The organism is Nitrospira defluvii, from assembly GCF_905220995.1.
GTDB classification, from domain to species: Bacteria; Nitrospirota; Nitrospiria; order Nitrospirales; family Nitrospiraceae; genus Nitrospira_A; species Nitrospira_A defluvii_C.
On sequence record NZ_CAJNBJ010000001.1, the window covers coordinates 847,246 to 872,081 of the forward strand.

Genomic DNA, 24,836 nt, shown 5'->3' on the forward strand with positions numbered 1-24,836 from the left:
GAGCGGTGAACGCAGGGTTACAGTGTGCGATCGACTGCGGCCGCAATCTTCCGCAAGTCGCCCATCAACTCTTTGAATTTCGACGGCCGAATCGATTCCTCCCCGTCACAGAGAGCACATTCGGGATTGGAATGCACTTCGATCAACAACCCATCGGCCCCAGCCGCAATGGCGGCTTTCGACATCGGCGCCACCAAATCCCACTTGCCGGTCGCATGGCTGGGATCGACGATCACCGGCAGATGCGACAGATCTTTGAGCGTGGGAATGGCCGCGAGGTCCAGCGTGTTCCGATACTGCGTTTCGAAGGTGCGGATACCACGCTCGCACAACATCACGTTGCGATTGCCGCGGGACATGATGTACTCCGCAGACAAAAGAAATTCCTTGATCGTGGCGGAGAGGCCTCGCTTCAGCAAGACCGGCTTGTCGTACGCACCGACCTCCTTGAGCAGCTCGAAGTTCTGCATGTTCCGGGCACCGATCTGAATGATGTCGGCCTTTTCGAGGAACAGCTCGATGTCTCGGGTATCCAGAATCTCACTCACGACCGGAAGCCCCGTCTGCTTCTTGGCCTCCACCAAATAGTCCAGTCCTTCTCGGCCCAGGCCTTGGAATGAATAGGGTGACGTTCGAGGCTTATATGCGCCGCCTCGTAAGACCGTGGCCCCGGCGGATTTGACCTCATGCGCAATCCCGACCGTCAGCTCCAACCGTTCAACCGCACAGGGGCCGGCCATGATCGTGATTTTCTTGTCGCCGATCTTCACCCCGTTGACGTCGATGATGGTGTTCTCTTTCTTGAACTCCCGGCTGACCAGCTTCCAGGGCGCCAGGATCGGCAACACACTTTCGACGCCCGGCAACGCCGTCAACGGCTGATTATGCAAAATCCGGTCGTCCCCGATCACCCCGATAATGGTACGCTCCTGGCCCGTAGAAATGTGCGACTTCAGCCCCAGCTCACGAAGTCGATCGATGATGTGATCGACTTCCCGCTCCGAAGCATCAGGCCTCAAGACAATAATCATGATCTCATCTCGCTTTCCTTATCGCGACGCGCCCAGCACGTCTTGCAGCGCCCTCAGGAACAGTTGATTTTCTTCCGGGAGACCGATGGTCACCCGCAACATTCGGCCGTCGATGTGACGAACGATGATGCCTTTGCGTAGCAGCGCATCGAACACTGCACGCCCATCCCTCCCGACATCGAAATAGAGGAAATTCGTTTCGCTCGGCAACGCCTCAAAGCCGAGACGCTGCAGACCGGCCCGCACCTTGTCCATTTCCGCATGATTGAGCGATCGACTCGCGGCCACATGGGCCTCGTCATCCAGTGCCGCCAGGGCCGCGCGTTGCGCCATACTGTTGGCGTTGAACGGCGGACGGATTCGATTGAGGTAGTTGGTGATTTCCGGCGTCGTGATGCCATAACCGATCCGCAGACCGGCTAGGCCATAGATCTTCGAAAAGGTCCGCAGCACGATGGCATTCCGTCCGGCCTTCACATACCCGATGGAATCGGGAAACTCCGGATGCCGGACATATTCGTAATAGGCTTCGTCGAAGACCACGACAACGTGATCGGGCACACGAGCCATCAACGCCGCCACCTCTGCCTTGGTCGCCATGGTGCCGGTCGGATTGTTGGGGTTGCAGACAAAGAGCAACCGGGTCTTGTCGGTGATGGCCGCCGCCATCGCCGGCAAATCGTGGTGCCAGGCCTTCTGGGGAACCTCCACCGCCACGCCGTGTGCCGCCTTTACCTCCATTTTATAAATCACAAAGGTATGTTCGGCCATGACCGCCTCGTCACCCGGCGACAAAAAGGTGCGCGCCAGGAGGCCGAGGAGTTCATCCGAACCGTTTCCCAGAATGACGTGATCCGGCGACACCTTCCATCGCTCGGCCAGCGCCCCTCGCAATCGGAACGCCCCACCGTCCGGGTACCGATGCAATGTGGGAGCGGTCTCCGCTAATACGGCGAGCGCTTTCGGCGATGGGCCGATCGGGTTCTCATTGGAGGCTAACTTGACGGCACGCGGCAGGCCCAACTCTCGCTGCAGTTCTTCAATGGGTTTTCCGGGAACGTATGGCACGAGGGAGGCAATATCGGGATGCACCTTCAATGGCATGGCGTGACTCGGACCTCTAGGAATAGGCGGGATATGACCCGAGAATCTTCATAAACAGACAGCGGCTCTTGACCTCTTCCGCCGCTTTTTTTACACGTTCTTCGTCGATGTGCCCTTCGATGTCGACAAAGAAAATGTACTCCCACGCCTTCCGGCGGGATGGACGCGATTCGATCTTGGTCATGTTCAGACCATGGGAGGCAAACGGCCGCAACAGATCGTAGAGAGCACCGACCTTATCCTTGACCGACAACATCAGCGACGTCTTGTCACGCCCGGTCCGTTCCGGAGCCTTCTGCGAGAGGACCAAGAACCGGGTAAAGTTATTGATGTTGTCTTCGATTCTCGCGGTCACCACTTTCAGCCCGTATAACTGCGCCGCCAACTCCGATGCGATGGCCGCAGCCGACGGATCGTCGACGGACATTTCTGCGGCGCGCGCGGTACTCGCCACCTCGGACACCGACACGTGGGGCAAATTCGTTTCCAGCCAATTCCGGCATTGTGCAATGGCATGCGGGTGCGAATAGATCCGCTTGATGTCTCCCGCCACGCCGCTCTTGGACATGAGGTGGTGCGCGACTTCCTGAAGGACTTCTCCGTAAATCAGGAGGTTGGAGTCGACAAACATATCGAGCGTATGATTCACCACGCCTTCCGTCGTGTTCTCAATCGGCACCACACCGAAATGGGCGCGACCACGCTCCACCTCACTGAAGACGTCCTTGATACTGTTCACGGGGATATAGTGCGCGGAGGAACCGAACTTCTGCATGCAGGCCATGTGCGTGAACGTGGCCCGTGGTCCGAGATAGGCGACCTTCTGCGGCCCTTCCAGAGACAACGAGGCCGACATGATTTCCCGATAGACGGCCCGAATGGCGTCGGTAGGAAATGGACCGGTATTTTGCTTGCTCAGCCGTTCAAAAATCGCCGCTTCTCGAGCCGGCGTATGCAGATGCGCCTCCGCATCTTTCAGCTTCTTTAATCGGCCGATTTCGATCACCGACTTTGAGCGCTCGTTCAGCAGGCGCAAAATCTGATCATCGATCCGGTCGATTTCCTGACGATGGCTTTGCAGATCATCAGACATGACGGGGGGATTCCCTCCTCGCGGTGCGCGCCTTCGAGAAGGCAGGGCCGCGATACGAGTCCACGCCGAGACATGCGTCTAGGCAAGTGAGTATCCTACAGGAGCCTGTAAGGGCATTGCAAGGATAGGTGTGCGGATTCAAGGGGTTGTGACGGACTCCGTTCCACCGGAGAAGGAGAGCAGATCTTTCTGTTTTTTGAAGTGATCGAATGCGAGCCTAGTCGCTTGTCGACCGCGGCCGGTCCGTTCCAGGAAACCTGCCTGGATCAGATAGGGCTCGTAGACGTCCTCGAGTGTGCCCTTGTCCTCCTGCACAGCAGCCGCCAGGGAGTCGACCCCGACCGGCCCGCCATTGAATTTCTCGATGACCGTGAGCACGATACGTCGATCCATCTCATCCAGCCCAGCCGTATCGACCGCCAACCACACCAGGGCCTCCTGCGCCACTGACCTGGTGATCCGCCCCTGCGCTTTGATCTCCGCATAATCTCGAATGCGCTTGATCAGTCTGTTCACGATGCGTGGCGTGCCGCGAGCCCGACGGGCAATCTCCGCCGCACCGGCCTCGTCGATGGGGATATGGAGCAATCCGGCTGAGCGGGTGACAATGGCGGTCAACTCCCGGGGGGTATAAAACTCCAGGCGGTGAACCAATCCGAAGCGATCCCTGAGCGGTGAGGTCAATGCCCCAGCCCTCGTGGTGGCGCCGACCAGGGTAAACCGAGGCAGCTCCAGCTTCACGGTCCTGGTTGAAGCACCCTGACCGATGACCAAATCCAATTGATAGTCTTCCATTGCCGGATAGAGAGCTTCCTCCACCGAAGCCGGCAAGCGGTGAATTTCATCGATAAACAGTACGTCCCGTTCCTGCAAATTGGTCAAGATCGCCGCAAGGTCGCCGGCATGACTCAGCACCAAGCCGGAGGTCGAGCGAATGGCCGACCCCATCTCACGGGCGATGATATGCGCGATCGTCGTCTTGCCCAAGCCGGGCGGGCCGTAAAAAATGGCATGATCCAACGCCTCTCCCCGTCGTTTGGCGGCTTCGATACAAATCTCCAGAGACTCTTTCATCCGTGGCTGGCCGACGTACTCTTGCAGACTCTGCGGGCGCAGTGCCGTTTCGAGGCCACGTTCATCGTCGGTCAGTTGGCTGCTCACCGTGCGCTCGGTCATTGGACAATGTGGCTCCAGCGGATGGTTCGGCTACCGGGGCTCCGGTGACGGTCTGAATTTGGGTGGCGGCGGAGAGGCACCCTGGCCGGGCGCAGCTGTGCTCCCGCAATCCGGCGGACAGCGAACGCCGCCTTGAGTCGGGTCGGGCAAGCTCGATCCCATCTGCTGCGACTGACACTGCGATACGAGTCCCCCGTCGATGGATCCGCACCTGGATGGCACATTCGACCGTCCAACCTCCGCATACCCTTCCGGACAAGATCCACACACCGCAAGCATGTTCGCTCCCAGCGGTACGCACTGGACCAACATGGGATCACCGTCTTTGCAAACTTCGGGAGCCGTGGTGCGCGCAGTAGTGGCATACCCTTCTGGACATGTCCCGCACATCTTGCGAATGCTCTTGGCCTCATTCTGACCGTCAGCCACAGCGGCTGATTCTGATAGGCCGGCAGACAGCAGCACCAAAGCAAACGCCACCCTGATGCCCCATTGCCGCGATGTTGATTGTACGCCGCCTGTCATCATGCGTCACCCCTTGGCAAGGTCTTTCAGTGCCTCTCGAATCACCTGCTCTAGGCCCTGCGCCATCGCGCCGGACTTTTCGACCCGCTTCAGCGCCTCTTTCACATCCGGCTGCCGATACCCGAGATTCACGAGAGCCGACAGGGCATCATCATACAGAGGACTTACCGGTTGTCCGTTTCCGCTGTCGTCCGATGTACACACCGGATGGAGCTTCGCCACCTTGTCCTTGAGCTCCAATGCAATCCTGGCGGCTGATTTTTTGCCGATCCCCGGCACCGTTCCAAGCTTTTCGGTATCACCGGCTTGAATGGCCGAGAACAGGTCCTTGACGGACAGCGTCGACAGGACGCTCAACCCCAACTTCGGTCCGATGCCGGAAATGCCGGTCAGAAGCAGAAAGGCCTCTTTCTCAGCTCCCGTGAGAAACCCATAGAGCTGAATCGCATCCTCTCGCACATGGGTGTGGATGCTGAGCGTGACGGACTCATGCTGATTAGGCAGAGAATAGTAGGTACTGAGGGGAATCAGGACTTCGTAGCCGACGCCGTGAACATCGAGCGTCAGATGCGAAGGCGCCTTGAAGGCCAAGTGGCCTGTCAGTAAGGCGATCATGTGGGTCGCTGTCTGGTGCGGTGCGAAGTGCCTGGTGAACGGACTGCAGTCGCATCCATGCTGGACGTCGGAACCCGCGAATTACGCGGTGGCAGCGGCCACCTTCTCCATCACTTCATCGGAAATGTCGAAGTTGGCATGCACCTTTTGGACGTCATCGTGCTCGTCCAGAATTTCCATCAGCTTCAACATCTGCTCCGCCGCTTTCTCCTCCAAGGCAATCGTATTCTGAGGAATGAAGTTCAGTTCGGCAAGCGTATACTCAATCTTCGCGTCGGCAAGAGCCTTTTTCACGGCTTCGAAATCTTGCGGGCTGGTCAACACTTCAAAGGCCTTGTCCCCGACCTTCACATCTTCTGCACCCGCTTCCAACGCGATGGTGAGAAGCGCATCTTCTTCGACTTTGCCTTTTTCGACGACCAAGACACCTTTTTTGTGGAACTGCCAAGAGACGGCACCCGCCTCCGCCATATTGCCGCCGTTCTTGGTCAACAAACTTCGAATCTCCGCAACCGTGCGATTTCGGTTGTCCGAAGTAATTTCCATCAGCACTGCTGTCCCCCCGGGACCGTATCCTTCCAGGGTGAACTCCTCATACGTGACGCCGGGAAGTTCCCCGGTGCCGCGCTGAATGGCCTTCTTCATGGTATCGCCGGGCATGTTGGCTTCTTTGGCCTTGGCAATGGCCAGCCGCAACCGCGGATTGCCATCGGGATCACCGCCCGACCGCGCCGCGATGGTCAATTCACGGATAATACGGGTGAAAATTTTGCCCCGCTTGGCATCCACTGCCGACTTATGCCGCTTGATTGTTGCCCAATGGCTATGGCCACCCATGGCGACTCCTCTTGACCCAGGTGAATCGGACGTGTCCGCAGATCCCTGTGTCCATGCACAACAGAATTGAAAAATGTACAGCTAACATAGTCTTAACAGGGGTGTCAACGCAGCATGCCCTACTCGGCTCGATCCGCCGCACGTCTCTATTCAGAGTAGATCAACAGCTGCAACCCGATGGCGACGACGAGGCAGGCCCACAACAGTTCCCAGTAGGATCGCTCTGCGATGAGTTGTCGGGATCGCCAGCCGGAGATCAACTTTGACGATCCGGCAGTAATTGCCATGGTCCCCATCATGACATGGTGCAGCGCGATTTTCTGAGCGGCCGGGTGCTCCCCATGCGAGTGCCCGAACAACATCAGCCCCCCCACAATGGCGAACAGCGGCAGGGGCGCCGCCCACACAGCATGATCAGACCAGCCGACACGCCGCAAACATTCCACTGAGCCGACAGCCAGCGCGAGGATCCCGTAAACTTTGTGCTGGAGCACTTCCGGATCAAGTCCGCCAAATGTTTGAACAAACGTCATCGACCCGACGGGCCATGCGTCGTGATCGCTCCAGATGAGGAGAAAGATCCCCGCAACGATCAACGCACCGGGTAGCAAGACTCGTGTCCAGGCCAAGGACGTCCAGCCGAGCGCCTGTCGCACTTCACCAAGGCCGATCAACAACAGAAAGACCCCAGCCAGATGGTGATTAAACTCGGAATAGGCAACGCCTTGGCGAGATCCTTCCCATTGATCCTCCCCGGCGGAAGGATGACCATGGTGGTGCGCCTGCCCGCCGAGCGCATGGGTCTGGCCATGATCGGCAGACTGGGCCATGGAATGAGAGGCGGCCACGACGGAGAGCAACAGACACAGCAGCGCCAGCAGCGGGACCACTGACGTCAGAGCGCTCAAGCACTGTATGGGTGAGAGAAAACCCTTCGGCAGGCATCGAACGGCCCATCCGGCAAGCCGGATGGGCCAAGAACTCGGCTCAGGCATGCACGCCCACTACATAAATTTCATAAACTTTTCCTTGGCCTCGTCCATCACTTGCGCGGTGATCTCGGCCAAGCCCCGCTCCTTGGCAATCCGTTCGATTTCTCGTCTGGCCATCGGACGGATGAAGTCAGGGATGTTATCCATACGCTGCTCGGCATCTTTCGTCCAGGCAATTCCGTTGGGCGAATCGTTCTTGGAATCATCCATGACTTGCAGCGTAATCGACTTATATCCGTGTTTACGCGCATAGGCCTCGACGCTGCTTTGCACCATTGGCTTCACGAACGACGGGAGGCGCTCCAGTTTTTCTTTGGCATCCGGGGTCCAGGTAAATTCACTGGCGCCAGTGCCGTTCTGAGGCTTCCCACCGGAGGTCAGCCCCATCTCCGCGACCATCGCCGAGAACGGACATCCCCCGCTGGTTTTTTCTCCGCTGGCTGCCGGAGCGGCAGGTTTTGCCGTCGCCGGTTGACCACCCTGGATCTTCTCGTTGAGATATGCCGCCATCTGCCCTGCGCCGGCCTGTGCTTCATCCTTCAGGGTTCCACGGGTCATCTCGAATGGCTCCGCCGTCTCTGTTCGGCCTCCAAGCTTCACGCCGAGGGACGCGACCATCTGCGTCTCACCGGGGTTGGTTACCATGGAAAACTTTGCGTCGCACGATGGACAGCCGAAGAACACACCGAGTGAGCCCTCACCGGGTTTTTCGACCTTCTGAAACGTCATGTAGGTCTCGCAGTTCAGGCAAACGAACTTCATAGGATCCCCCTTCCAGGTCGGTGTGCTTACAGCTTTTCCGCCAGGACTTTTTTATAATCCAATAACGCTTGAATCCGCCCGACAATGTCCTGATACTTCCGAATGGTCGGATAGTCAGGATCGAGAAGCGGTTGCCCCTTATCGAACGTCTTGGCGAGGGTACGATCGAAGGGAATACGACCCAACAACGGCAAGTCCAACACCTCGCACATCGCCTCGGTATTCCCCTCGAACAGTTCATTCTCAGCGCCACAGGACGGGCACCGATACTCGCTCATATTTTCCACAATGCCTAACACCCGGATGCCCATGTCCCTGGCGTAGGTCACTGATTTCTGCACGACATCAGACGCCACCTCCGACGGTGTCGTCACGACGATTGCCCCAGCCAGATCCGGGATGAACCCCGCAATGACAGGCGGTTTATCCGCGGCCGCTCCTGGAGGCAAGTCGGCGAGAAGATAATCCAGCTCGCCCCACGCCACATCGGCGAGGAACTCCCGGATCACGTTCATTTCCATCAATCCCAGCCACACGGGGCTCAGATCCATCGGGCCCTTCCACCGGACCGGTGACGCATCGCCGAGGAAAAAATCCATCGAGGCGACTTTGATCCCGAGCGGTCCGACCGGCGGCAATGCTCCATCGGGGGTCATGGTCAACGACTGGCCATGCAAACCCATCATCCGCGGAACACAGGGACCGTTCAAATCCACATCGAGCAATCCAACCTTGACTCCCTGGCGTGCGAATGCCAACGCGAGATTCACGGTGGTCATGCTCTTCCCGACGCCACCCTTCCCGCTCATCACCACAAGCTTCCGCTTGATGCCGGCCATACGAGCCTGCACCTGCTTCATCTGCGCGGTAATCTGTTGCACGACTTTCGCGTCGTCGGAATACTGCAGTTTTGTCAGGATCGACTTGAGATCCTTTCCGGCAGCCATGGTCATGAAAAGCCCTCGAAATTGTTGATGAAGGACGCTACCACAGGGATTTGAATGGAGTCAAACAGCCCTGGGACGGCCACGCGTCCGTGGATCGTGCGCTGATCCCGTGACGGTCACCGAAACCAACCGACCGAGTGTGGCGCCCTACCCTCAGATGGAATATTGAATGGTGGACCTGGTGCCGGAGGGTTGGATCAACACGCCCCGCCGCTTGAGCTCCTCAATAATTTGGCGGGCGGCCGCATCAAAGTCCTGCGGCCCCGCAAAATGCAGATCCGTATTCGGCGGCGGCTCCTCCCCGGCTCGACTCATATGCACCGCAATCACTGGCGCCGGCTGGACCAGGGTTCGTATCATCTCTGCCATGCGTTGATAATTGATGCCGAACGTTTTGCTCGTGGACACCACAATGAGCCCCGTATCGATCAGCAGCCTGGCCACCTCGCCGTACCGACGCACCCGCTCCGAGGCGAACGAGGGATCGGCGGCCGACAAATCTGCATCGAGTCCCTGCAAAAGGTTCTCGCCCTCCAACAGATAGGCGTGCCGGCTGTCGGCAACCAGCAAGGCCTCGACCCGCCGCGCGAGGAAGGTCTTGCCGGTCTGGGCTGATCCGGTAAAAAGCACAATGGCGGCCCGATGCCCATACTGCAAGGCGCGGTCTTCGGAACGGACGTCACCCGTAAGCCAGGCATATTCCCGCTGCCGAGCTTCTTCACGCAGCCCCTCCTGTTCATCATGCACCAGTTCGGTGATGATCCCGCCACCGGAAATGTCATATTCATCAACCAGCACGAAGCGACCCGTCGCTTCGAAGGAAGACGAGAGGTCGAACGCAATCGGCGACTTGACGCGCAACGTTAACTCGGCCACCTGGTTTTTGGCGACCGACTGGCTTTCCTGAAGTTGGGCCAGATCAGCCGTATCAATAATACGGTGTATCGTCGCCACCTCACAGGCGACCTCTCGCGTGGCCAGCCGCAGTGTGTACTTCCGTCCTTTTTCCAGCGGGCGCCTCCCCATCCAGAACAAATTCACTCGGATAGCCGTCGACACCAGGGGAACCGAATCCCGGTGCGACGCGATCTCTCCGCGCTCCACGAAAATTTGCTCGTCGAGGGTAATCCCGACCGACTGTCCGGCTTGGGCCTCACTCGTCGGCGGATCGACATTGAATCCCTCGATCGATTGCACAATCGCCGTTTTGTTGGACGGGGAAAAGACCAGATGATCGCCGACCTTCAGACGGCCTGCAGTAATACGTCCCGCTAAAATCCGTCGTGCATCGAACTTGTACACATCCTGCAGGGGAAACCGGAGGGGCTGCTCGGAACGCACTTGCTCTTTTTTGAAGAGCGCGAGGGTATCCAACACCGTGGGACCTTGATACCAATTCATGTGGCGGCTGCGCACCGCAATGTTGTCACCCATCTTGGCGCTGACGGGGATCATCTGTTGCGGCACGGCCCGAAACTGCCCGAGAAACTCCCGATATTCCTTTTCGATTCCGTCAAACACATCCTGACGATACCCCACCAGATCCATTTTGTTGACGACGACCGCAAACTGCGTCACCCCCAACAGGGACAGCAGATATCCGTGTTTCTTGGACTGTTCGCGCACACCCTCCACGGCATCGATCAACAACAGCGCCGCCTCGGCACGAGCAGCGCCGGAGATCATGTTTTTCAGGAACTCTTTATGCCCCGGGGCATCAATGATGATGTACTGCCGTTCGTTCCAAATGAAAAACGTGCGCGCGGTATCGATCGTAATGCCCTGCTCTTGCTCTTCCAAGAAGGCATCGAACAGGAATGCATATTCGAATTCCTTGCCCTGCTGGCGGCAGATGGCCTGCACCTTTTCCAGCTTGCCTTCCGGCAACGAGCCGGTATCGGCATAGAGACGGCCCACTAACGTGGATTTCCCGTGGTCCACATGCCCCACGATGACGATGTTCAGACTCTCCTGCGGCTTACCTTGATCATGCTGTGTCATAGCGTTTCTCGTTCAAGAAAACTTCGGTTGCTGGATGGTCCTCACCAATACGTGCCGGCAAAGAGGCAGGCTCGCGCCGGCCTCACATGTAGCCCTTTTTACGAAGCATCTCCATGCCTCGCCCTGCATCCTGCGCACGACCGGCCCGCTCGGCCACAGTGCTCTTGCGCAGCTCGACAATAATCTCGTCCACCGTCTTTGCCGTCGACTTGATGGGGGTGGTGCAGGGAGCGCAGCCCAGGCTGCGATACCGTGTGCCATCTCCCCTGTCGAGATAGAGATCCATGAAGGGAATGTTCTCGTGTTTGATGTATTCCCAGATGTTGATCTCGGTCCAATCGAGAAGTGGGTGGATGCGAATGTGTGTCCCCGGCGGGAAGGTCGTCTTGAACTGATCCCACAATTCCGGCGGCTGATCGCGAAAATCCCAATCACCGTGTTTGTCGCGGGGCGAAAAGTACCGCTCCTTGGCCCTGGTACTGTCTTCATCCGCACGAACACCGAGGATGATGCCGGTATAGCCTTTTTCCTCGACCAGATTCTTCATCGCCGTGGTCTTCAACGCCGTACAGCAGACGTCGCGACCCAGCGTATGGTTCATCCCGGCGGCCAGCGCCTCTTTGTTTTGGCCCACCACGAGATTCAGCCGCCATTCACGGGCAATCCGGTCACGATATTCAATCATGGCCGGAATTTTATAGCTCGTGTCCACGTGCAAGAGGGGAAACGGCACGTGTCCGAAGAAGGCCTTGCGAGCCAGCCACAGCAGCACCGTTGAATCCTTCCCCATCGACCAGAGCATGGCGAGGTGATTGAAATGTTTATAGGCTTCGCGAAGGATATAGACGCTTTGGTCTTCAAGTTGACGTAAGTGCTTCATGGTTCCACTCTTCTTATTGTGCCGACATGCCGACCTTCGGCGCGGTTCCGGCGCCGACACTGAGCGCCGCCAGCTTCGCCTTGGCCTGCCCGGACTCGAGCGCGTGCCGAGCGGTGGCCAGATTTCCCGCAATCGATGTCCCCTTGCCCGCCGCGTACAACAGCATAGCCGCATTGAGCAACACCCAGTCGCGTTGTCCGCCCTGTATCTCATTAGCCATCAATCGCTTGATCAGATCTGCTTCACGCTCCCGTTGCTCGGCAGGAAACCCTGCCATTTCCCTGAACGTGGCCATAGTCAGCCCCGCATCCTTGGGCTGGAAGATGAATGGCGTAATGCGCTCGCCCTTGAGCTCCAACAGACGCGTCGTATTCCCGATCGACAGTTCCGGATCGCCCTCGACCCCGCGGATCACCAGCGCGCGCGGACAGCTCAGCATGCGCAAGGCTTCGACCGTCTTTTCGAAATAGGGCGGATGCGATAGGCCGATTACCTGCGAAGCGGCGCGAGCGGGATTGAGCATCCTCGCCACCGGATGGAAGAAATTGCGCACACCCAATTCCTGTCGCATCTCAAGGAACCGGCTGACCGGCGGGTGATAGAGCGCCAGATCCAGGTACGCGACGCCGGTTCGTTCCAATTCCGGCCCGACAAGCTTGGCGGTGAGATCAACCGGAATTCCCAACAGCTTCAGCACCGACGAGACACCCTGTCGGTCGGGAGGACCGTCCACACCATGGAGCAACAACACCGCTCCCGCTGCGGCCGCGACGATGGCAGCAGGTACGATGGCGTGGAACGTCTCCCGCTTACCCGCATAGACAGGAACATCGACGACTCCAAGTCCGGCACGGACCGGCACGGGCGGCACATATTGCCGCGCGGTGGCCGTGAACGCCGCCAGCTCCGTCACAGATTCCGACTTGAAGCGCATGGCCGTGAGGAACGCCCCGACCTGCGCCGGTGTGGCCGTCCCTTCGATCATCAACCGCATGGCCTGCTTGGCTTCTTCCCAGGTGAGATCTTTGGACGTTTTTGGGCCCTTGGCGACTTTGGCGAGCAGATGTTGCATGGATCGTTGGTAACCTTCTCAATGTCAGGGTGACGATGATGTTATTTGTGCAGCCCGCATTCGGTCTTGCCGAAATTCTTCCACCGGCCAGAACGCGGATCGTCGCCCGGAAGGACAGGCGCGGTGCAATGGGTGCAGCCGATGCTGGGGTAGTTACGGTCGTGGAGCCTGTTGTACGGGACTTCGTGGAGCTGGAGGTACATCCAGACTTGCTCGCTGGTCCAGCGGGCCAGCGGATTGATCTTGATTAAGTTGAATTTCTTATCCCACTCGATCAATCCGGCATTGGCCCGCGTCGGAGCTTGATCTCTCCTGATGCCGGTGATCCACGCGCCGTATTGCGCCAAGACGCGGGTCAGCGGTTCTATCTTTCTGATTTCGCAGCATTGATCGGGCTTGCTCGCCCAAAGCGCGTCGCCATGCTGCGCCCCCTGCTGCTCGGGCGTCAACAGAGGCTTCATCTGAATGACCTGGGCGGGCTTCAATCCGTACCGCGCAATAATGCGATCGCGCACCTCGAGCGTTTCGGGGAACAAAAAGTCGGTATCGAGGTAAAACAACGGCGTTTCGGGATCGATTCGATGCACCATATCCACGAGCGCGACATCCTCTGCCCCGAAGCTACAGGCCAGCACAATCCGTTGCCGGTACACCTTCAATGCGTATTCCAGCACCTCCCACGGTTGCTTGGCCTCGAAGGAATCGCTCAGCGATTTCAGCTCGTCATCCGCCGGACGATTGACCACGGATTGACCGGTCTTCAATTCTGCCACGATGTTTCCTACTCCTCGACCTTTTCCACTAGAATTTTGAAATGGGTCGCCTCAGGCTCCAACGGTCCCTCTTCGAGAATCTTGTGCCCGTCGTTCCGCAAACTCATCGGAACATTCCGGATCGGCTCTCCGGCGTCGAGCCACACTTCGAGGCGCTCGCCATTGTCCATCATCTCGAGCTTGAGTTTGGTCTTCACATAGTTCATCGGGCAGGCAACGCCGCGCAAGTCGTACACCGGCGCTGTTGAAACCGACGCGGCCGGCGCCGCACTCGGAGTCGGGGTCGGCAACACCTCTTCTTTGACTTGGGCCAATTTGAGATCCTTTCCCATCTGTTCCGTGGCCGCCCGGCAGACCGCAAGAAACCGTTTGGCAAAAGCCATTTTCTCCGTGGCCTCCTCGGCGGTCGCGTCCTTTGATCCGAGATCGCCGACCTGTGCGCCGAGATTAGCGTAACTGGTCGGCACAATGCCCTTGCTCGCCAGGCGCTGGTCGAACTCCTGGAACGTGTCCGCGTCGGTTGCCGGATCCAGCCCCTCGGTCACCAAGAGCCCCTTGGCCGCAGCCAACACGGCTCGATACGATTTATTCACCGACAGGGCATATTGATGTTTCTCGACCAGCAGTTTGGCCTGATACAGTTCCTGATCCGCTTCCAACATGCGGTCATCGATCATCTCCAGGGCACCACCCGCGCACTCGCCGGGCCCCAGATCCTCCAGCACAAATTCCGCTTCACCTTCCCAATCGTAGTAATAGGTCGGATCCTGCTCATAGGGCGGCACAAACGTATAGGGGATCAGTTCGTCCTTGAGGACATGTTTCCCTACCCGGCCGATAAACGACTGCAGACTCTCGCCGGTCGTGCGATCGCGTCGATACACGTCTACCAGATGACGGACGGCGGCCGGGACGCTTTTCGCCGGCAACTTGACGGCCAACTGTCCGATTTTCGGTGTGCCATCCACATGTCCGCCAAGGTGCAACTCGTAATGCGGCGCCGTATGCTCACCAAGACGTTTGCCGACGCCGTGCAGCCCAATGGTGGCGATATGGTGCTGGGCGCACGAATTGTGACAACCGCTGATCTTGACGCTCACATCCCGGAGGTCCTCAGGCACTTGGCCGGCGGGAAACACTTCGGCCAACGCACGGGCCATCCCCTTTGACGATGTGATACCCAATCCGCACGTATCGGTTCCGGGACAGGCAATGATGTCTTCGACCAGTTCGGCACCAGGATCACCGAGACTATGGGCCACGAGCTCGTCATGAAAGGCTTCCAAGCGGGATTCAGGAATCCAGCGGATCACCATGTTCTGATTAATGGTGGTGCGGATGTTTCCATTGGAGTACCGCTCAGCCAAATCAGCCACCACCCACATCTGGGCGGCCGTGAGATCACCCATAGGCAGCTTGATGGCTGCGGTCGCGAACCCGGCCTGACGTTGCGGTACCACATTGGTCCGCTTCCAAGCCTGGAAGGCGGTCTCCTGCCCACTGAACGAGCCTCCTGCAGAGGCATGTCCGTTCCCGTTGCCATTCCCATTGCCGTTCCCGCCGGACGCGACAGACGCCTTGGTCGGCATGATCAATGGCGGGGCGTCGGCGTATTCTAATAACGTGATCGGCTCGTGGGTCGGCACCGCGTACCCCATGGCCGCGTAGGCCGCTTCCCACCGACGTTTGAACTCATCGAAGCCGAGTTTCTCGATCACGAACTTCATCCGGGCTTTGTTGCGATTTTTCCTGTTGCCCAGGGTGTCAAACACCTTGATGACCGCCTCGATGCTCGGCAGCAATTCCTCCATCGGCGTAAATTCTCTGAGGACCTGCGCCATCCGCGGTGTCGAGCCTAACCCCCCACCGGCGACCATTCGAAATCCGATGGTCCCGTCCGCCCGCTTGGCCGCGAGCAGGCCGATATCGTGAATGGGCGTGAGTGCGCAATCCTGACGGCAGCCGGAGAGGGCGATCTTGAACTTCCTCGGCAGGCTCTGATTCAGCGGATTGCGCAGCAGGTGGTAGGCCACCGTCTTCGCATACGGCGTGACGTCGAACACCTCCCCCTGACACACGCCCGCCAAGTGACAGGCGGTGACATTGCGGACCGTGTTGGCGCAGGCCTCACGCGTCGTCAAACCCACGGCGGCCAGCAACCGCATCATCTCCGGCACGTGCTTGAGCTCCACGAAATGCAGCTGGATATCCTGCCGCGTGGTCACGTGGCCCACACCGGTGGCGAACTGGTCGGCCAATTCGGCAACCCGCCGCACCTGATTGGCCGTCAGGCCGCCGAACGGAATCTTGATTCGGAACATCTGCACGCCCGGCTGGCGCTGACCATAAATGCCATACTGCAGCCGGAACGGCTTAAAGATGTCGGTCGAAAGATCCCCCGCAAGGACGCGATGGGCTTCCGCTTCGAATGTCTCGATCTCCTCCACGATGTGAGGAGGAATGGGCTCTGTCTTGACGGCCGGGCGGAGGGCCACTGTATGAGAACTCGTCATAACGACCTCGTCTGTTGGGTGGTCATGCCTCTACGCATGACTCTGTATGGTTCAGATGTGATACATCAACGTATGCTGTGCATCGAGGGCTCGTTGTCGCATGGCCAACTCCTCGACCGTGACTTCCGACAAGACACTCAGTTCCGCCCGTTTCACACGATCCCACATGTGCGCTAGCAGCGCCTCTTGCTTCGCGGCTCGCGCCGATGTGCTTTTAGGACCGGCCTCCCCGTTTCCCGAAAGAAGGGGACCTTCTAACGCATCCAGAATGTCCGCGACGGACAACTCGGACGGCTTGCGACTCAAGACATACCCGCCTTGCGCCCCGCGTTGACTCGTCACCACGCCAGCCTTCTTCATCGCATGCAGCACCTGTTCGAGGAACCGAGCCGGGATCGCTTGACGCTTGGCGATGGACTTCGCACACACCGGCTGTTCGGCGTCGTGCAACGCAAGGTCTACGGCGGCAATGATCCCGTAGGTAGCTCGAAGGCTCACTTTCATTTGCGACTATTCCGATAGGGATTCGTACATCTCTATACCTGCCCCGTGCCAGCTCTGTCAAGCATGGCTGCGCCGGACTCACGAACAATTTCCCTTGTGCTTCACTCTCCAAAAGGACGTTTGATGCCCCTACTGAACGAACCTCGCGCAATACGCAGACCGCCCCTCAACAACCATCCGCACAGAGGCAATTCAACTCGCCAGGCCAGCATGCGCACAGCCTGTCCCCTTCATGATTTCCACGCATTTTTCGTGATTGACATCATGTGGGGCCTGCGCAATAATCCCGCCCTCTTCTTCCTCGGTACCGTTCATGACGCAGCGTTCATCAACATTCAACATTCTGCTCTTCAGCGCGGACGGCGAAGTCCAGGCACACTACAAAGACCTGTTCGGCGAGCCATCGATCACGATCGGCCGAGAAGGGTTGACGCTGCCAAAAGACTTCGCGAAACGTGGATACGACGCCGTGATCGTCGAGTCTAAAACAATCACTTCTCCAGATGTTGCCAAGCTCATAGCAGGCATCGATCCAGCACACACACTGTTGATTGTCGGATCTCGAACCGTACTCAAACAGGCCGCGTCGTCACTGCAAGCCGCCAAGCCTCCGAAGGCAGAGGTCCCTCTATCCAATGGAAAAGGCCAATCCTTGTGCTTGGATACCTACCTGGAGCACAAGGTCGGAGATTTCGTCAAAGGCATGCGGAATGGCTCGGGGAAAAATCTTCATCCGATGTTGATCGCCGCAGTGGAGCGTCCATTGATTCTCCTGACTCTACGGGAAACCAAGGGCAACCAGATCCAAGCCGCAGAGTTGCTCGGGCTGAACCGCAACACGCTGAGAAAGAAAATTCTCGATCTGGATATTCCAGTCAAACGAGCCAGAGCAAGCTAGGTTCGTACGGGCACAGCCCATCAGCACTTCACTCGGAACCCAAACCCGTCAGTCCGTTCATCACATCAGATCTACCGGTTGCCAACCACTCATGGAGGCATGCAATGACCAAGGAAGAATTGATCGCGAAAATGGCCAGCAGCGCGGGCATTACCAAGGTCGCGGCAACAGTGGCGCTCGAAGCCTTTACCGGCGCCGTCACCACGTCGCTCAAGAAGGGTAAGCGCGTGACATTGGTCAATTTCGGCACCTTTACCATTTCCAAACGGAAGGCCAGAATGGGCCGCAACCCGCGAACCGGCGAATCCCTCAAAATCCCTGCGGCCCGGATTCCGAAATTTTCGGCAGGCAAGGAGCTCAAGGCAGCGGTCAAATAACTCGCCGCCGGCTCAAGCAACCAGGAACACCAGGAAAGACAGCCGTTCCGTGACAACACCACGGACAAAAGCCTGTTTTCCCCATGCGTTTCCTTGACACCTTTGGCAAGGCTGTATTAGCATCGCCGTTCGATAGGCGCGTAGCTCAGGGGGAGAGCGCTACCTTGACACGGTAGAGGTCGACGGTTCAAGACCGTCCGCGCCTACCATTTTATTGTGTGTGCGATACGTTTGTGATCCGACTGCCGGAAGCAGGGCGGTCGGCACGATGTCGTATTTTTTGGCGGGATTGACCGGAGTGGCCTCACAGTTCATTCAGATTACCCTTCCTGACGGAACTCGAAAACAAGTACCAGCAGGATGCACTGTCCGCGATGCAGTCACGCCGGACGGGAAACGCCTCGACCAGAAGATCCTGGCAGCCAAGGTCAACGGGATGCCGGTGGATTTGTTCTACCCATTGGACCAAGACGCCACCGTTGAACTCCTGACATTCGAGTCGACGGAAGGCCGCGAAGTCTATCGCCACAGCAGCACCCACATCATGGCCCAAGCCGTGAAAGAAGTGTTTCCAACGGCGCAACTCACGATCGGCCCCGCGCTCGAAGACGGGTTTTATTACGACTTCGCGTTCGACCGGCCCTTCACCCCCGAAGATCTGGAGAAGATTGAAGCCCGCGCCGTGGAAATCACGAAGCGAGGTCTGACCGTCAGTCGCAGCGAACTGTCGAAACAGGACGCCATCCAGTTTTTTCAGGACCGAGGCGAACAGTACAAAGTTGAATTGATCAACAGCTTCGATGACGCGGCTCCCATCTCTCTCTATCGTCAGGGTGAATTCGTCGACCTCTGCCGCGGTCCGCACCTTCCGACCACCGGCCATGTCGGCGCCTTCAAGCTGCTGTCGACCGGCGGCGCCTATTGGCGAGGGGACGAACGCAACCCCATGTTGCAACGTATCTACGGAACGTCCTTTCCCACGAAGAAGGAACTCGATGCACATCTCGCGAAACTTGAGGAGATCAAGCGTCGTGACCATCGAAAACTCGGCAAGGAACTCGACCTGATCACCATTCAAGACGAAATCGGCCCCGGCTTGGTGCTCTGGCACCCCAAGGGTGCGCTGATCCGGTTGCTCATCGAAAACTTCTGGCGTGAACAGCACATCAAAGACGGGTACGACCTGGTCTATTCGCCCCATGTCGCCCGGCTGGATCTGTGGAAGACCAGCGGCCACGTCGATTACTACCGCGAGAACATGTTTGCCGCCATGAAGCTGGAGGGCAGCGAGTATCAGCTCAAGCCAATGAATTGCCCCTTCCATATCATGATCTATAAGTCTCACTTGCGGAGCTATCGGGATCTGCCGATTCGATACGGAGAATTAGGTACCGTCTACCGCTACGAGCGGACCGGTGTGCTGCACGGACTCCTGCGCGTCCGAGGCTTCACGCAGGATGACGCTCACTTGTTCTGTCGCCCTGACCAAATCGAAGCTGAAGTCAGTCGGGTGCTCGACTTCACCTTTTTCGTGCTCGGCACCTTCGGCTTTCATGAATTTGAAATTTATCTCTCCACGCGCCCCGAGAAGTCAGTCGGATCGGATGACAATTGGGCCATCGCCACCAACGCCCTTGAGGCCGCACTCAAGAGTCGTCACGTGGCCTATCAAGTAGATCCGGGCGAAGGCGTGTTCTATGGCCCCAAGATCGACATTAAGATCAAGGATGTCCTCGGCCGATCCTGGCAATGTTCAACCGTGCAGGTCGATTTCAATAACCCTGAGCGGTTCAAACTCGCCTATACCGGCGAGGACGGCAAACACCATCAACCGATCATGATCCACCGGGCATTGATGGGTTCCATCGAACGCTTCTTCGGCATCTTGATCGAACACTTTGCCGGGGCCTTTCCGACATGGCTGGCCCCAGTGCAGGCGGTGGTACTGACGATCACGGACAATCAGCAGGAGTTTGCAGCCAAGATCGTCTCGACCCTCAAGGGCCACGGATTCAGGGTCGAAGCGGACCTCCGGAACGAGAAGATCGGCTTCAAGATCCGCGAAGCGGAAAAGCTCAAGATTCCCTACATGCTGGTCGTCGGAGACAAAGAAGTACAAAGCGGCATGGTGGCGGTTCGGGGACGGAGCGGCACCAACCATGGGAGCATGCCGATCGAACAGTTCCTGGAACTCATTCGCACGGACACGAATCAAACATTACGCGGCACAGCAACCCTCTCACAAACGAGGTGACCTATCGTCCCTAAATTACGTGTAAACCGGGAAATCAGGATTCGGGAAGTTCGAGTCATCGGTCCTGACGGCGAGCAATTGGGCATACTGCCGACTGTCGAGGCATACAATAAGGCACAGGAGGGGGGATACGACCTTGTCGAGGTGGCCCCGACTTCCCAGCCGCCGGTTTGCCGCATCATGGACTATGGGAAGTACAAGTTCGAGCTCAGCAAGAAAGATCACCAAAGTCGGCGGCATCAAAAGTCTACGCAAGTGAAGGAGATCAAGCTGCGCCCCCGCACGGACAAGCATGATCTCGAGATCAAGATCCGCCAGATCAAAGAATTCCTGACCGACGGCAACAAGACGAAGGTAACACTCACATATCGCGGTCGCGAAATGGCGAATCAGGAAATGGGCCGCACCATGATGACCACCGTCATTCAACAATGTTCGGAGGCGGGAACCGTCGAATTCGCGCCGAGGATGGAAGGGCGGAGCCTGATCATGATTCTGGCTCCCAAGTAGTGTGCGCGACGCACACAAGGAAGGAATGAGAGCATGAAGATGAAGATGAAAACCCACAGCGGCGCAAAGAAGCGGTTCAAGCGCACGGGAACCGGCAAATTGGTTCGCCGAAAGGCCGGCAGTCGGCATTTGTTGACCGGCAAGCCGCGCGATCGTAAGCGGAACCTGAAGGGAGCCACGGATGTCTCTTCCGCCTCGACTCCCGCATTGAACAAATTACTTCCGCAGTAACGATGATTGTCCCGTGAACAGGATCTGAAAGGAGTCGTTCCCCATGCCTCGTACAAAAGGTGGTCCGAAAACCCGACAGCGGCGAAAGAAGCGCCTGAAACTGGCGAAAGGCCAGTATGGTGCCAAGAGCCGCTTGTTCCGAAGCGCAACGGAGTCCGTCGATAAAGGTCAGGCGTACGCCTATTCGGGACGGAAGCAGCGGAAACGCGACTTCCGCCAGTTGTGGATTGCACGCATCAGTGCCGCGACCCGTATGCATGGCATCGCATACAGTCGGTTCATGAATGCCCTGAAGAAGGCAAATATCCTATTGGATCGGAAGGTCCTCTCCGATATGGCGATCCGGGATATGGCGGGATTCGAGAAACTCGTCGGGGTAGCCAAACAGCAGCTCGCGACAGCCGCGAGCTAATCAAGGCGCATCAGTCACGTGGCGGGGAGGTCCTCATCAGCGACTTCCCCGTCATCCTTCATCGAGTAGCCGGTCGATCTCCAGCTCCAGTGCGACGGCCGGCACGCCAATCTGCCACTGCTCAAGAACCTCCGGGTGCAATTCCCCCAGCAGCCCGATCACCCGTCCGCCCGCAATGATGGCTCCGGCCCGCCCCTCAAGAAATGAAGGATGGGGTACAGGTTCCAGGGTAAATGGGCGATCCAGATAGTACAGCAGCAGATCCAGGCACGAGTGAATTTCAGAGAAGTGTGCGTCGGCATGCGCAATCACGGCCCCTAACTTCGTCACCGTGCGTGACCCGATGTCAGCATTCACATCCGGAACCGCCACCTCCCCGACTTCGAACATGCGATGTGGATAAAACGCACGGCTCGAATTCGTTTCCACCTGCAACAGCGAGGGGGTGATCCACTGACGCAGGCAGGAATAACTGAGAGACATCACATTGTCTACTTCCACCACCTTCGCCCACTCGGTGCCGTCCACCCGCATTTTGGTGCAAAAATCCTGGTGAGACCCCATGATGTTGGAAATGATCTCCTGAAACTCCATGCCCACCATGAGATGCCGAATGCGGTCGGCCATGTGCTCGAGCCGCGACAGTCCGCCGACGGTGAACTGCGACGGCATGACCGGCGCAAACCTGGCATACCCCTGGCTGATCGCGACATCCTCGACCACATCCACCGTGTGCAACAGATCGTTCCGGTACGGGGGCAATTGCACGCCCACCTTCTGTCCGGCGGACTTCACCGTGTAGCCATAGGATTTTAACGCCGCCGCCACCTCACGCCCCCCCAATGCCTCCCCCAGAGCCGTTTCAATGGCCTTGAGAGGAATCGACCGCGGCGCACCGAAATCCACCGGCGTGTGCCAGCGCCGTCCGAAAGCGGTTTTCACAGGCGATTGAATCTCCACCGGAGTGATCACCGCCCCTCTATCGGCAAGGTTGGCGGCAAAAATATTCAGCGTCAGCGACACCATCTGTAAATCGGTTCCGGTCACTTCGACGAATAATTCATGATCGCCGACCTGCACCTCGCCGATTTCCCGGCTGTTGATGATCGGTGGGAATGAGAGCACCTGCCCCTTCGCATCGCGCAACACGGGAAGCCGGTCATGGCCACTGAGGATCCCGCCATACTCTACGCCCTTAGGGTGGACCATGAGGATTTCGCGCAGGGTCATCACCGTTTCCATGCCCAACGGCGTGAACCGCACCTCGTCAGGCTTCACTAAATCATACGACACGGGAAAGACGATGGGAGCCAACCGATACAAGCCAATAGAGACCGTCCGTCGTTTGCGCCCAAAGATATCGGCCAACTTTTCCTGCGTCTGGATGAGCTGGGTGAGCCCGGAAGCCGTCACCCGATATCCGACCGCCGTACACGCCGCCACATAGGGACGAATCCGATCCAACCCCGGCGCGACGACCAGTTTCCCCGCCGCACGTTTCTGCTTTTTGAAGAAGGGATACGAAATAGACGCGCCCTGTTGCTTGATCCGGATCTGCCGGGCGATACCCTCGCAACACCACAAATCAGGACGGTTGCTGTCTTGGAGTTCGATCCGCAGTTCGCCCGTTTCGGCGTTGTGTCCCTTCAACTCCCCCTTCACCAACATGAGCGACTGCTCCAGCTGATCAAGGGAAATGCGCACAGGCGTACCGTCCGGTCCTGCGATGAGGGCTTCGAGATCGTCTCGTTGTACGGAGATGGTAGGCATGATGTCGTCCTAAAAACTTCCTCGCATCGTGCGAATGAATTCCAGGTCCGCCGAGAATAAGTCGCGAATATCGTGAATCCCCAGGGCCACCATCGCCATCCGATCCAACCCAAGCCCCCAGGCAATCACCGGCACCGACACACCCAACGGCGTCGTGACTTCGGGACGGAACAATCCTGCACCGCCTAGCTCCATCCAGCCGAGCTTCGGGTGACGCACATGCATTTCCACAGAGGGCTCTGTGAACGGGAAATAGGCCGGGAGAAATTTCACTTCCTTGGCCTGAGCCACTTCCCGCGCGAACAGGTTGAGTAGACCTAAGAGGGTGCGAAAGTTGATATCCGCCCCCAAGACGATCCCTTCCACCTGGAAAAAGTCCGTGGCGTGGGTGGCATCGACCTGGTCGTAGCGAAAGCAGCGTGCAATGGAGAAATATTTCCCCGGCACGGACGGATTCGCCGCCAGCCGACGTGCAGACACCGCGGTCCCCTGACTCCGGAGCACTAAACGCTTGGCTCGCTCCACATCGAACTGATACCCCCAACCGGTGGAACCCGCCCCCGTTCCCTTCTCGTGAACCTGCGTCACGTTACTGAGATAGGGTTCGGCAATATCACGGGCATGCGTGGGGTTCTTCACAAAATACACATCGTGAATGTCGCGAGCCGGATGGAATTGCGGCATGAAGAGCGCATCCATATTCCAGAACTCGGTCTCCACCAGTGTTCCCCGCATTTCCTGAAACCCCATGCTGACCAGCTTGAGCTTGACCAGATCGAGAAATTCTCGATAGGGATGCCGCTTCCCCGCCGAGATGCGCGGAGCCCGCAAACTGATGGTGTACTTCCGGAACCGCTTCGTCCGCCACGCCCCCTCTTTCAGGAGTTCCGGCGTCAACTGCGAGACTTCCTCCGCCACACCGTCGCGCGACAACTGCTCTGCGACCTTCCGGCCAGTATCGGTCAACACGAACGACCGTGTCACCCGTTCGTCCACACGGAAGGGCTCGCGCGCATTCCCTCGCTTCACCGCATGCTGCTGGAGCACGGATCGGAGCGGCTCGGCGAACGTCTCCAGGTCCCGTTGCCCACCCCGTAATTCTTGCAACAAGGCACGCATGGCCTCAGCGGTGGTGCTGTTCCGGCCGGTGCTCTCAATGCAGCCGCCTTGCACGATGAGAATCGCCCCCTCCTTCTTGAGGGTCCCGACGGCCTTGCTCACATCGGATGGCTCAAGTTGTTCCTTGGACTGAATATCCTGGATGGTCAGCCGCTTCCCGGTCTGCCCGGCTTCCCGAGCCGCCGAGAGCACACGTTCAATCGGCGCAGCCTGGTCACAAAACGCTTCCCCGATCGGAGTCAGCGACGCAATATGCGCCACCGTTTCAGCATGCACGGCAATCAGGGACTTGGCCAAGAGCCATTCCACTGCCATGCTCAACTGCGACGGCTCTAACCCGGCGGTCGACGCAAGCTGATCAAGTGTCGGCGGGGCACTCTGCGGCGGGGCTAAAGCCAGCAGCACTTTGCTTTCGAGGGGATGAAGATTATCCATGAAAT

General features: G+C 58.1%; 22 protein-coding genes, 1 tRNA gene and 1 pseudogene. 7 read left to right on the plus strand and 17 right to left on the minus strand.

Going from position 1 to position 24,836, the window contains the following annotated elements:
* Positions 1–17 precede the first annotated feature (17 nt).
* From aroF to KJA79_RS04065, 15 genes are all read right to left on the minus strand, one after another.
* Positions 18–1,031, minus strand: coding sequence for a 3-deoxy-7-phosphoheptulonate synthase (gene aroF / locus KJA79_RS03995; protein WP_213040703.1), 1,014 nt, complete (start codon positions 1,029–1,031; stop codon positions 18–20).
* A gap of 18 nt (positions 1,032–1,049) precedes the next feature.
* Entirely contained in the window at positions 1,050–2,135 is a 1,086-nt protein-coding gene (gene hisC, locus KJA79_RS04000) for a histidinol-phosphate transaminase (RefSeq protein WP_213040704.1), read from the minus strand.
* A 16-nt stretch (positions 2,136–2,151) separates the two neighbouring features.
* Positions 2,152–3,228, minus strand: coding sequence for a prephenate dehydratase (gene pheA / locus KJA79_RS04005; RefSeq protein ID WP_213040705.1), 1,077 nt, complete (start codon positions 3,226–3,228; stop codon positions 2,152–2,154).
* A 138-nt stretch (positions 3,229–3,366) separates the two neighbouring features.
* Positions 3,367–4,404, minus strand: a complete 1,038-nt coding sequence (gene ruvB / locus KJA79_RS04010) for a Holliday junction branch migration DNA helicase RuvB (protein WP_213040706.1) — start codon at positions 4,402–4,404, stop codon at positions 3,367–3,369.
* Between the two features lie 531 nt (positions 4,405–4,935).
* Positions 4,936–5,544 carry a Holliday junction branch migration protein RuvA gene (gene ruvA / locus KJA79_RS04015; protein ID WP_213040707.1) on the minus strand — a complete coding sequence of 203 codons (609 nt, stop codon included), beginning with the start codon at positions 5,542–5,544 and terminating at the stop codon, positions 4,936–4,938.
* Positions 5,545–5,625: 81 nt separating this feature from the next.
* Positions 5,626–6,381, minus strand: a complete 756-nt coding sequence (locus KJA79_RS04020; protein ID WP_213040708.1) for a YebC/PmpR family DNA-binding transcriptional regulator — start codon at positions 6,379–6,381, stop codon at positions 5,626–5,628.
* A gap of 146 nt (positions 6,382–6,527) precedes the next feature.
* Entirely contained in the window at positions 6,528–7,289 is a 762-nt protein-coding gene (locus KJA79_RS04025; RefSeq protein WP_213040709.1) for a hypothetical protein, read from the minus strand.
* 96 nt (positions 7,290–7,385) lie between these two features.
* Positions 7,386–8,135, minus strand: coding sequence for a PCP reductase family protein (locus KJA79_RS04030; protein WP_213040710.1), 750 nt, complete (start codon positions 8,133–8,135; stop codon positions 7,386–7,388).
* A gap of 26 nt (positions 8,136–8,161) precedes the next feature.
* On the minus strand, positions 8,162–9,088 hold the full coding sequence (locus tag KJA79_RS04035) for an Mrp/NBP35 family ATP-binding protein (protein ID WP_213040711.1): 927 nt from the start codon (positions 9,086–9,088) through the stop codon (positions 8,162–8,164).
* A gap of 147 nt (positions 9,089–9,235) precedes the next feature.
* Positions 9,236–11,083: a GTP-binding protein gene (locus KJA79_RS04040; protein WP_213040712.1), complete on the minus strand. Its 1,848-nt coding sequence runs from the start codon at positions 11,081–11,083 to the stop codon at positions 9,236–9,238.
* Between the two features lie 82 nt (positions 11,084–11,165).
* Positions 11,166–11,963: a sulfate adenylyltransferase subunit CysD gene (cysD, locus tag KJA79_RS04045; RefSeq protein ID WP_213040713.1), complete on the minus strand. Its 798-nt coding sequence runs from the start codon at positions 11,961–11,963 to the stop codon at positions 11,166–11,168.
* A gap of 13 nt (positions 11,964–11,976) precedes the next feature.
* Positions 11,977–13,035 (minus strand): anthranilate phosphoribosyltransferase, encoded by a 1,059-nt coding sequence (locus tag KJA79_RS04050; RefSeq protein ID WP_213040714.1) that lies wholly within the window; start codon positions 13,033–13,035, stop codon positions 11,977–11,979.
* A gap of 41 nt (positions 13,036–13,076) precedes the next feature.
* The gene (locus tag KJA79_RS04055) at positions 13,077–13,799 is read right to left on the minus strand and encodes a phosphoadenylyl-sulfate reductase (RefSeq protein ID WP_213041359.1); all 723 of its coding nucleotides are present in this window, start codon (positions 13,797–13,799) and stop codon (positions 13,077–13,079) included.
* 17 nt (positions 13,800–13,816) lie between these two features.
* Positions 13,817–16,321 (minus strand): sulfurtransferase TusA family protein, encoded by a 2,505-nt coding sequence (locus KJA79_RS04060; protein WP_213040715.1) that lies wholly within the window; start codon positions 16,319–16,321, stop codon positions 13,817–13,819.
* 51 nt (positions 16,322–16,372) lie between these two features.
* Complete coding sequence (locus tag KJA79_RS04065; protein ID WP_213040716.1) at positions 16,373–16,825, minus strand: RrF2 family transcriptional regulator; 453 nt, start codon at positions 16,823–16,825, stop codon at positions 16,373–16,375.
* Positions 16,826–17,567: 742 nt separating this feature from the next.
* Here KJA79_RS04065 and KJA79_RS23120 point away from each other — a divergent pair.
* The 7 genes and pseudogenes from KJA79_RS23120 to rplT form a co-directional block, all read left to right on the plus strand.
* A pseudogene (locus tag KJA79_RS23120) lies at positions 17,568–17,723 on the plus strand (helix-turn-helix domain-containing protein); the annotation flags it as partial.
* Positions 17,724–17,827: 104 nt separating this feature from the next.
* Positions 17,828–18,100: an HU family DNA-binding protein gene (locus KJA79_RS04075; protein ID WP_213040718.1), complete on the plus strand. Its 273-nt coding sequence runs from the start codon at positions 17,828–17,830 to the stop codon at positions 18,098–18,100.
* Between the two features lie 134 nt (positions 18,101–18,234).
* Positions 18,235–18,309 (plus strand) — tRNA-Val (locus KJA79_RS04080).
* A 59-nt stretch (positions 18,310–18,368) separates the two neighbouring features.
* A complete protein-coding gene (gene thrS, locus KJA79_RS04085; protein ID WP_343224237.1) occupies positions 18,369–20,354 on the plus strand; it encodes a threonine--tRNA ligase in 1,986 nt (661 codons plus the stop codon).
* Between the two features lie 3 nt (positions 20,355–20,357).
* Entirely contained in the window at positions 20,358–20,864 is a 507-nt protein-coding gene (infC, locus tag KJA79_RS04090; protein ID WP_213041361.1) for a translation initiation factor IF-3, read from the plus strand.
* A 39-nt stretch (positions 20,865–20,903) separates the two neighbouring features.
* Entirely contained in the window at positions 20,904–21,095 is a 192-nt protein-coding gene (rpmI, locus tag KJA79_RS04095) for a 50S ribosomal protein L35 (protein WP_213041362.1), read from the plus strand.
* A 43-nt stretch (positions 21,096–21,138) separates the two neighbouring features.
* Positions 21,139–21,507 carry a 50S ribosomal protein L20 gene (gene rplT, locus KJA79_RS04100; RefSeq protein ID WP_213040719.1) on the plus strand — a complete coding sequence of 123 codons (369 nt, stop codon included), beginning with the start codon at positions 21,139–21,141 and terminating at the stop codon, positions 21,505–21,507.
* A 51-nt stretch (positions 21,508–21,558) separates the two neighbouring features.
* Here rplT and pheT read toward each other — a convergent pair whose 3' ends face one another.
* Positions 21,559–23,277 carry a phenylalanine--tRNA ligase subunit beta gene (pheT, locus tag KJA79_RS04105; protein WP_213040720.1) on the minus strand — a complete coding sequence of 573 codons (1,719 nt, stop codon included), beginning with the start codon at positions 23,275–23,277 and terminating at the stop codon, positions 21,559–21,561.
* A 9-nt stretch (positions 23,278–23,286) separates the two neighbouring features.
* Positions 23,287–24,831, minus strand: coding sequence for a phenylalanine--tRNA ligase subunit alpha (gene pheS / locus KJA79_RS04110; protein ID WP_213040721.1), 1,545 nt, complete (start codon positions 24,829–24,831; stop codon positions 23,287–23,289).
* Positions 24,832–24,836: the final 5 nt, after the last annotated feature.

Excerpts from the sequence above, each read along its gene's own strand:
- aroF (WP_213040703.1), bottom strand. The coding sequence starts at position 1,031 with ATGATTATTGTCTTGAGGCCTGATGCTTCGGAGCGGGAAGTCGATCAC.
- hisC (WP_213040704.1), bottom strand. The coding sequence starts at position 2,135 with ATGCCATTGAAGGTGCATCCCGATATTGCCTCCCTCGTGCCATACGTT.
- pheA (WP_213040705.1), bottom strand. The coding sequence starts at position 3,228 with ATGTCTGATGATCTGCAAAGCCATCGTCAGGAAATCGACCGGATCGAT.
- ruvB (WP_213040706.1), bottom strand. The coding sequence starts at position 4,404 with ATGACCGAGCGCACGGTGAGCAGCCAACTGACCGACGATGAACGTGGC.
- ruvA (WP_213040707.1), bottom strand. The coding sequence starts at position 5,544 with ATGATCGCCTTACTGACAGGCCACTTGGCCTTCAAGGCGCCTTCGCAT.
- KJA79_RS04020 (WP_213040708.1), bottom strand. The coding sequence starts at position 6,381 with ATGGGTGGCCATAGCCATTGGGCAACAATCAAGCGGCATAAGTCGGCA.
- KJA79_RS04030 (WP_213040710.1), bottom strand. The coding sequence starts at position 8,135 with ATGAAGTTCGTTTGCCTGAACTGCGAGACCTACATGACGTTTCAGAAG.
- KJA79_RS04035 (WP_213040711.1), bottom strand. The coding sequence starts at position 9,088 with ATGACCATGGCTGCCGGAAAGGATCTCAAGTCGATCCTGACAAAACTG.
- KJA79_RS04040 (WP_213040712.1), bottom strand. The coding sequence starts at position 11,083 with ATGACACAGCATGATCAAGGTAAGCCGCAGGAGAGTCTGAACATCGTC.
- cysD (WP_213040713.1), bottom strand. The coding sequence starts at position 11,963 with ATGAAGCACTTACGTCAACTTGAAGACCAAAGCGTCTATATCCTTCGC.
- KJA79_RS04050 (WP_213040714.1), bottom strand. The coding sequence starts at position 13,035 with ATGCAACATCTGCTCGCCAAAGTCGCCAAGGGCCCAAAAACGTCCAAA.
- KJA79_RS04060 (WP_213040715.1), bottom strand. The coding sequence starts at position 16,321 with ATGACGAGTTCTCATACAGTGGCCCTCCGCCCGGCCGTCAAGACAGAG.
- KJA79_RS04065 (WP_213040716.1), bottom strand. The coding sequence starts at position 16,825 with ATGAAAGTGAGCCTTCGAGCTACCTACGGGATCATTGCCGCCGTAGAC.
- KJA79_RS04075 (WP_213040718.1), top strand. The coding sequence starts at position 17,828 with ATGACCAAGGAAGAATTGATCGCGAAAATGGCCAGCAGCGCGGGCATT.
- thrS (WP_343224237.1), top strand. The coding sequence starts at position 18,369 with ATGTCGTATTTTTTGGCGGGATTGACCGGAGTGGCCTCACAGTTCATT.
- rpmI (WP_213041362.1), top strand. The coding sequence starts at position 20,904 with ATGAAGATGAAAACCCACAGCGGCGCAAAGAAGCGGTTCAAGCGCACG.
- rplT (WP_213040719.1), top strand. The coding sequence starts at position 21,139 with ATGCCTCGTACAAAAGGTGGTCCGAAAACCCGACAGCGGCGAAAGAAG.
- pheT (WP_213040720.1), bottom strand. The coding sequence starts at position 23,277 with ATGCCTACCATCTCCGTACAACGAGACGATCTCGAAGCCCTCATCGCA.
- pheS (WP_213040721.1), bottom strand. The coding sequence starts at position 24,831 with ATGGATAATCTTCATCCCCTCGAAAGCAAAGTGCTGCTGGCTTTAGCC.